General features: G+C 69.5%; 5 protein-coding genes and 1 pseudogene. 3 read left to right on the top strand and 3 right to left on the bottom strand.

Annotation, left to right across the window (positions count from 1 at the left end):
* Nucleotides 1-118, top strand: a pseudogene (locus ACSFA2_RS18435) (outer membrane protein assembly factor BamD); the annotation flags it as partial.
* A gap of 15 nt (nucleotides 119-133) precedes the next feature.
* Here the strand turns inward: ACSFA2_RS18435 and ACSFA2_RS18430 are convergent.
* Nucleotides 134-2143: an acetoacetate--CoA ligase gene (locus ACSFA2_RS18430; protein WP_435456765.1), complete on the bottom strand. Its 2010-nt coding sequence runs from the start codon at nucleotides 2141-2143 to the stop codon at nucleotides 134-136.
* 89 nt (nucleotides 2144-2232) lie between these two features.
* Nucleotides 2233-3528, bottom strand: a complete 1296-nt coding sequence (locus ACSFA2_RS18425) for a hypothetical protein (protein ID WP_435456764.1) — start codon at nucleotides 3526-3528, stop codon at nucleotides 2233-2235.
* A gap of 97 nt (nucleotides 3529-3625) precedes the next feature.
* Between ACSFA2_RS18425 and ACSFA2_RS18420 the strand changes: the two genes are divergently transcribed.
* Together ACSFA2_RS18420 and ACSFA2_RS18415 are read left to right on the top strand one after the other, a co-directional pair.
* Nucleotides 3626-4078, top strand: a complete 453-nt coding sequence (locus ACSFA2_RS18420; protein ID WP_435456763.1) for a hotdog fold thioesterase — start codon at nucleotides 3626-3628, stop codon at nucleotides 4076-4078.
* 20 nt (nucleotides 4079-4098) lie between these two features.
* Nucleotides 4099-5385 carry a solute carrier family 23 protein gene (locus ACSFA2_RS18415; protein ID WP_435456762.1) on the top strand — a complete coding sequence of 429 codons (1287 nt, stop codon included), beginning with the start codon at nucleotides 4099-4101 and terminating at the stop codon, nucleotides 5383-5385.
* Nucleotides 5386-5394: 9 nt separating this feature from the next.
* On the opposite strand, the gene ACSFA2_RS18410 is transcribed toward ACSFA2_RS18415, so the two are convergent.
* Entirely contained in the window at nucleotides 5395-6462 is a 1068-nt protein-coding gene (locus ACSFA2_RS18410; RefSeq protein WP_435456761.1) for an acyltransferase family protein, read from the bottom strand.
* Nucleotides 6463-6584 lie beyond the last annotated feature (122 nt).

The raw sequence follows: 6584 nt of genomic DNA, 5'->3' as shown, positions 1-6584 counted from the left end.
GGGCCTGAACGACCTGCGCGACGACGCCAGGCGCGTACTGACCACCAACTACCCGCAGAGCGAGTACCTCACGCGCGGCTTCCGCGGCAAGGACGACCCGTGGTGGAAGGTCTGGTAGGTCGAGCGAGGGAACCTACAGGACCGCGGCGGCGCGCTCCGCACGCCGCGCCGCCAGCGCCACGAACCAGTCGAGGCTCGCCGGGTTGGCCATCGCCTCCTTGTTGACCACCTTCTCGATCGGCAGGCCCAGCAGCAGCTTCTTGATCGGCAGCTCCTGCTTCTTGCCCGACAGCGTGCGCGGGATCTCGGGCACCTCGAAGATGTCGTTGGGCAGGAAGCGCGGCGACAGCGAGGTCTTGATCGCGCTCTCGATCTTGGCGCGCACCGCATCGTCGAGTGCGACGCCGGGGCGCAGCACGACGAAGAGCGGCATGTAGCTTTCGCGCCCCAGGTATTCGAGGTCGACCACCATCGAGTCGAGCACCTCGGGCAGCGCCTCGACCGCGCTGTAGATCTCGCTGGTGCCCATGCGCAGGCCCTGGCGGTTGATGGTGGCGTCGCTTCGGCCATAGATGACGCAGCCGCCGTCGGCGCCGATCTTCAGCCAGTCGCCGTGGCGCCAGACCCCGGGGTACGTATCGAAGTAGCTCGACAGGTAGCGCGCGTTGCCCTCGTCGTTCCACAGGTAGAGCGGCATCGACGGGATGGGCTGCACGCAGACCAGCTCCCCCACTTCGCCGATCACCGGCTCGCCCTGCGCGTTCCAGGCCTCGACCGCATGGCCGAGCTGGCGGCACTGCATCTGGCCGGGCACCTCAGGCAGCTCGCGGTGCCCGCCGACGAAGGCGCCGCAAAAATCCGTTCCCCCCGAAATGTTGCACCACCAAATGTCCGTCGAGCCGGCCGCGCGGAACTGCGCGCTGCCCCAACGCTGCACCTCTTCCGACAGCGGCGAGCCGGTGCTGCCCAGAGCGCGCACGCGCGACAGGTCGCCGCAGTCGGCCGTGGTCACGCCGGCCTTCATGCAGTTCGTGAAGTAGGCCGCGCCCGCGCCGAAGAAGGTGACGCGGTGCTTCGCGACGAAGCGCCACAGCACGGCCCAGTCGGGCTTGTCCTTGCTGCCGGCCGGGTGGCCGTCGTACAGCACGATGGTCGCGCCCTGGGCCAGGCCCGCCATCTGGCAGTTCCACATGACCCAGCCGGTGGAGCTGTACCAATGGAAGCGCTCGCCGAGGTTGTTGGCCCCGTAGCTGGCGCCGATGTCGTTGTGCAGGCCGCAGGCATACATCGTCATGACGATGCCGCCGTGCCCGTGGACGATGGGCTTGGGCAGGCCGGTGGTGCCGCTCGAATAGACGATCCAGATCGGGTGGTCGAAGGGCAGCCACTCGGGCGCGAAGGCCGCGACGGCGGCGTCGTCGCGCGCGATGGCGTCGGTCCAGTCGATCTCGGCATCGAGTGGGCCCGTCGCGTGGGGCGTGCGCAGCAGCAGCAGCGTCTCGACGCTGGGCAGCTGCCCGCGCAATTCCCGCACGACGGCGCTGCGGTCGATCGCCTTGCCGCCGTAGTGCACGCCGTCGGCGGCAATGAGCACCTTGGGTTCGATCTGGCGAAAGCGGTCGGCCACGGCGGCGGTGCCCATGTCGGGCGCGCACACGCTCCACACAGCGCCGATGCAGAGGCAGGCCAGGCAGGCGACGATGGTCTCGGGCACGTTGGGCAGGTAGGCCGCGACGCGGTCGCCGCGCTGCACGCCGTGCGATTTCAGCGTGAGCGCGACCGAGGCCACCTGGCGGCGCAGCTCGGGCCACGACAGCTCCCGCACGTCGCCGCGTTCGTTGTCGCTCACGATGGCGGGCATGCCTGCGGCGTGCGCTGCGTCGGCATGGCGCAGCACCTCGCGCGCGTAGTTGACCTGCGCGCCGGGGAACCACACGGCACCGGGCATCTTGCGATCGGCGACCACGGCGCTGTGCGGCGTCGGCGATTGCATGCCGTGGTAGTCCCAGATGCTCTGCCAGAAGCCGTCGAGGTCGGTGGTCGACCAGCGCCAGAGGTCGTCGTAGCGGTCGAAGACGAGGCCGCGCGTGTCGCGCAACCAATCTTGATAGAGGCGGAGTTGGGGGACGTTGGGAGCGGTCATGTCGCCCGGGAGCTTACGGCGCGCAGGCCGCGCGCGGCCCCGGGGAATGTCCCATGGGCGGTCGTGCGATGTCCCGCGCGCGACGCGAATCAGGGCGCCCGCGGGCCTTTCGGCGGCGGCTTCTTGGCGTCGTCGCCGAAGAGGCGTTCGACCTGCTGCCCGATGCGCGCGCCGATGGCCGTGCCCACGCCCGGCAGCACGGCGGTGCCGACAGCGGCGCCGGCGAGCGCACCGCCCGTCAGCGACAGCGTCGGGTCGTCGAGCGTGCCGCCGACCTTGAGCGGCACCCCGACCACGCCGTCGACCAGGTCGACCGCCAGCTCGCCGTCGATCGCGCGGTGGTAGATGCGCGCACTGCCGCTGGCGGTGAGCACGCCGGAGCGCGCCTTCAGGCCGGTGTAGCGAAAGCGCACGCCGTCGTCCGTGCCTTCGGTGTCGAGGGTGCCGGTGAGTTCGTCCAGCGGCGTGCGGCCACCCCGGCTGGTGCCGGCGGTCTGGATCGCCTTGGCCAGGTCGAAGCGGGTGAGCGTGGCGGGCTGCACCGAGAAGCGGGTGCGCGTCGTCGCATGGCGCCAGAGTTCGCCCGGGCTGTCGCCAGCGGCACGAATCTCGGTCCGGCCGTTGGCCTTGCCGGCCAGCGGGGCACGCCGGTCGAAGGTCTGCATCAGCTGCTCGATATCAACATGGCGTGCCTCCAGCTGCGCCGTGAACAGCAGCGTGCCATCCTTCTGGGTGGCGAGCTCGCTGACGCCGTTCCAGGTGCCGCCGGCGATGTCGATCAGCGTCTTCCAGCGGTCGGCATCGCCTTCGCGTTCGAGGCGCAGCCGCGCCGGCGGCGTCACGCCGTGGCGGCCGACCTCGGCGATGCGGGGCCGCCATTGCGGGTCGAAATCGATGTGGCCGTCGTAGGCCAGCGGGATGTCGCTACGGTCGACCCACGTGACGTCCGTGAAGCGGACCTGGTCGACCGGCACCGGCGCCAGGGTCCATTCGCCGCCTGCGGGGCCGGGCGCCACCACCTTGCCGCGGAAGGCACGGACCGACTCGCGCGGCAGCGCGACGCCATCGACCGAGACGCTGTCGACATGCAGTTCGCGCGAGAGCAAGGGCCGCAGTTGCGGGTTCACTTCCAGCCGGCGAATACGGATGGGTTTTTGCTGCGCGGTCGCAACGTCTTCCAGCACCACGCGAGGCACGGGGAACAGCGCCCAATGCAATCCGCCCACCTGCAGGCCGATGCCGGTGCGCTGTTCGAACTCGGAACTCACGCGGGCAGCGAGCTCGGCGTCGCTCGGCACCCACCACGCGACCAGCGCCGCGCCGACGACGCCCAGCGCGACCAGTCCTGCCGCGCCTCTTACCAGCCATCGACCTGTGCGTGTCATGCCGGAAGCTTAGTCGCAGGGTCGCAGCCGGCCTGTCGGCCGGCGACCCGAGTTGGGCGCTCGCTATAGTTTTGACCATTTCTTCTTCGGAGCTTCCATGGCCATCTGGCAAAAACCGATCTCGCTCGAACTGCTCGCTGCCGCCAACGAGAAGACCGCCGCCGGTCGGCTCGGCATCGAGTTCACCGAGATCGGCGACGACTTCCTGCGAGGCCGCGTGCCGGTGGACGAACGCACGGTGCAGCCCTTCGGGCTGCTGCATGGCGGCGTGTCGGTGGTGCTGGCCGAAACGCTCGGCTCCAGCGGCGCCTACTACTCGTCGCCCGAAGGCCACGGCGCCGTCGGGCTCGACATCAATGCCAACCACCTGCGCTCGGCGCGCAGCGGCTGGGTGACCGGCACCGCGCGGCCGGTGCACCGCGGCCGGACGGTCCAGGTCTGGCAGATCGACCTGGTGAACGAGGCCGGCGATCTGACCTGCGTGTCACGCCTCACGATGTCGATGCTGCTGCCGCGCGGCCAGCCAAACACCCGCGCACACACCCCATAAATTCCAACGAGGAGACCACCATGAGCAAGATTTTCCAGTGGCGCGAGGTGCAGGCCACCGAGGCCGCCGTCGTCGCGCCCGACGAGCGCCTGCCCTGGCCGCAGACCGCGGCGATGGGCGTGCAGCACGTGATCGCGATGTTCGGCGCCACCGTGCTGGCGCCGATCCTGATGGGCTTCAACCCCAACATCGCGATCCTCATGAGCGGCGTGGGCACGCTGCTCTTCTTCTTCATCACCGGCGGGCGCGTGCCGAGCTACCTGGGCTCGAGCTTCGCCTTCATCGGCGTGGTGATCGCGGCCAGCGGCTATTCGGGCTCGGGGCCCAACGGCAATCTGGCCGTCGCGCTGGGCGGCATCGTCGCCTGCGGCGTGCTCTACATCGCGATCGGCGCGCTGGTGCAGGCCATCGGCACCGGATGGATCGAGCGCTTCATGCCGCCGGTGGTCACCGGCGCGGTGGTGGCGGTCATCGGGCTCAACCTGGCGAGCGTGCCGATCAAGAACATGCAGGCGGGCAACTTCGACGCGTGGATGCAGGCCGTGACCTTCCTGTGCGTCGGCCTGGTCGCGGTGTTCGCGCGTGGCATGGTGCAGCGGCTGCTGATCCTGGTCGGGCTGATCCTCGCCACGGTCGTCTACGCGCTGCTCACCAACGGCCTGGGCCTGGGCAAGCCGGTCGACCTGAGCGGCATCGCCAACGCGGCCTGGTTCGGCCTGCCGGCCTTCACCGCGCCGGTGTTCACGGGCAGCGCGATGCTGCTGATCGCACCGGTGGCGATCATCCTGGTGGCCGAGAACCTGGGCCACCTGAAGGCCGTGACCGCCATGACCGGCCGCAACCTCGACCCGCTGATTGGCCGGGCCTTCATCGCCGACGGTGTGGCCACGGTGGTGAGCGGTGCCGCCGGCGGCACGGGCGTGACGACCTATGCCGAGAACATCGGCGTGATGGCGGCCACGCGCATCTATTCGACGGCGGTGTTCGTGGTGGCCGCGGTCATCGCGCTGGTGCTGGGCTTCTCGCCCAAGTTCGGCGCGCTCATTCAGGCCATCCCGCTGCCGGTGATGGGCGGCGTGAGCATTGTGGTGTTCGGGCTGATCGCGGTGGCCGGCGCCAAGATCTGGGTCGACAACCGGGTTGACTTCTCGCAGAACCGCAACCTGATCGTCGCGGCCATCACGCTGATCATCGGCACCGGCGACTTCACGCTGAAGTTCGGCCAGTTCGCGCTCGGCGGCATCGGCACCGCGACCTTCGGCGCGATCCTGCTGTGGGCGCTGCTCGGTCGCGCGCGCAACGCCTGATCCAGCCTCTCAGGCCGGGCGCGACGCTTTTCGAGCGGCGGTCACGCGGGTGAGGAAGCGCCGCAGCGGCTGGTCGAACCAACGGTCGAGCGCCCAGGCCAGCCCCACCAGTGCGGCAGCGAACAGCACGCCGGCCAACGGCGCATACCGCGCCAGCGGCGCGGCCAGGGCGCCTTCGAACCAGTTCCCCAACGGCATGTGGAGCACGTAGACCGGGTAGCTCAGCAGGCCGAGGAGCGCGAGCAGCTTCACGGAGGACGCGCCGACGGACGCCAGCGCGCCGAGGTACACGCACACCGGAAACACGAGGAAGACGGCCAGAAGATCGATCGTGCTTCCCAGGCCCTCGATGCGCGGCACCATCAGCAGCGCCACCACCGCCGCGCAAAGCGCCCACGGCCCCGGACCGGCCCTCTGCGGACGCCGCTGGCGTGCCAGGTACAGCCGGTGCAGCCCGATGCCCAGGAAGATGCCGAAGACGGCCCGCAGCGTGCCACCCGCCAGCGAGCGCATGCTCCACGTGAAGCCGATATCCAGACTGTCGTTGTACAGACCGGTCGCGACCAGGCCGGCGCCGCTCACGACGAGCACGGCCACCAACACCCGGTGCGTCAACCAGCGATGCGTCAGCGCGTAGAGAAGGTTCACCGCCATTTCGTAGAACAGCGACCAGCCCGGGGGGTTCAGTTCGAAGAGGCCGTCCCCGGCTTCGGGCATGCGCGATGGCAGAAAGAGCAGCATCAGGACCAGGGGCAGCACCCACACACCCGGCGCATACAGGTCTTTCGCGACCACCAGCGCCGCCCCCAGCGCGGCCCCCAGCGCATGCAGCGGCCACAGGCGAATCCAGCGGATCAGCATGAACCGGCCGGCGGACAGCCGGCCCTCCCGCAGCTGCTGTGCGTACGCGTGGCTGATCACGAAACCGCTCAGCACGAAGAAGAGATCGACCGCGAGGTAGCTGTGGTTGAGAGACAGCCACGGCGCCGCCCAATAGGCCTCGGTATGCCGTGTCAGGACGAGGAGCGCGGCCAGGCCTCGCATCCCGTCGAGCACTGCAAACTTCTTGGAAACCATCCGCGAGCCGTACCTTTTCGAGTGGCGATGCGCCGTCGTCTCTCGTCGACAGGCGCCGCGACTATACGGGCAGCGAGTTGAAACGCGATGCAAGAAACTGTGCGGAACCCACCCTATGCCGC

Source organism: Variovorax cryoconiti, from assembly GCF_051216395.1.
GTDB lineage: Bacteria > Pseudomonadota > Gammaproteobacteria > Burkholderiales > Burkholderiaceae_C > Variovorax.
Note: the sequence above shows the minus strand (reverse complement) of the source record. Positions and strands in the feature narration are given on the sequence as shown.

What these genes read in the sequence shown, in the direction of transcription:
- ACSFA2_RS18415 (WP_435456762.1), top strand. Translation starts at nt 4,099, where the DNA reads ATGAGCAAGATTTTCCAGTGGCGCGAGGTGCAGGCCACCGAGGCCGCC.
- ACSFA2_RS18410 (WP_435456761.1), bottom strand. Translation starts at nt 6,462, where the DNA reads ATGGTTTCCAAGAAGTTTGCAGTGCTCGACGGGATGCGAGGCCTGGCC.
- ACSFA2_RS18420 (WP_435456763.1), top strand. Translation starts at nt 3,626, where the DNA reads ATGGCCATCTGGCAAAAACCGATCTCGCTCGAACTGCTCGCTGCCGCC.
- ACSFA2_RS18425 (WP_435456764.1), bottom strand. Translation starts at nt 3,528, where the DNA reads ATGACACGCACAGGTCGATGGCTGGTAAGAGGCGCGGCAGGACTGGTC.
- ACSFA2_RS18430 (WP_435456765.1), bottom strand. Translation starts at nt 2,143, where the DNA reads ATGACCGCTCCCAACGTCCCCCAACTCCGCCTCTATCAAGATTGGTTG.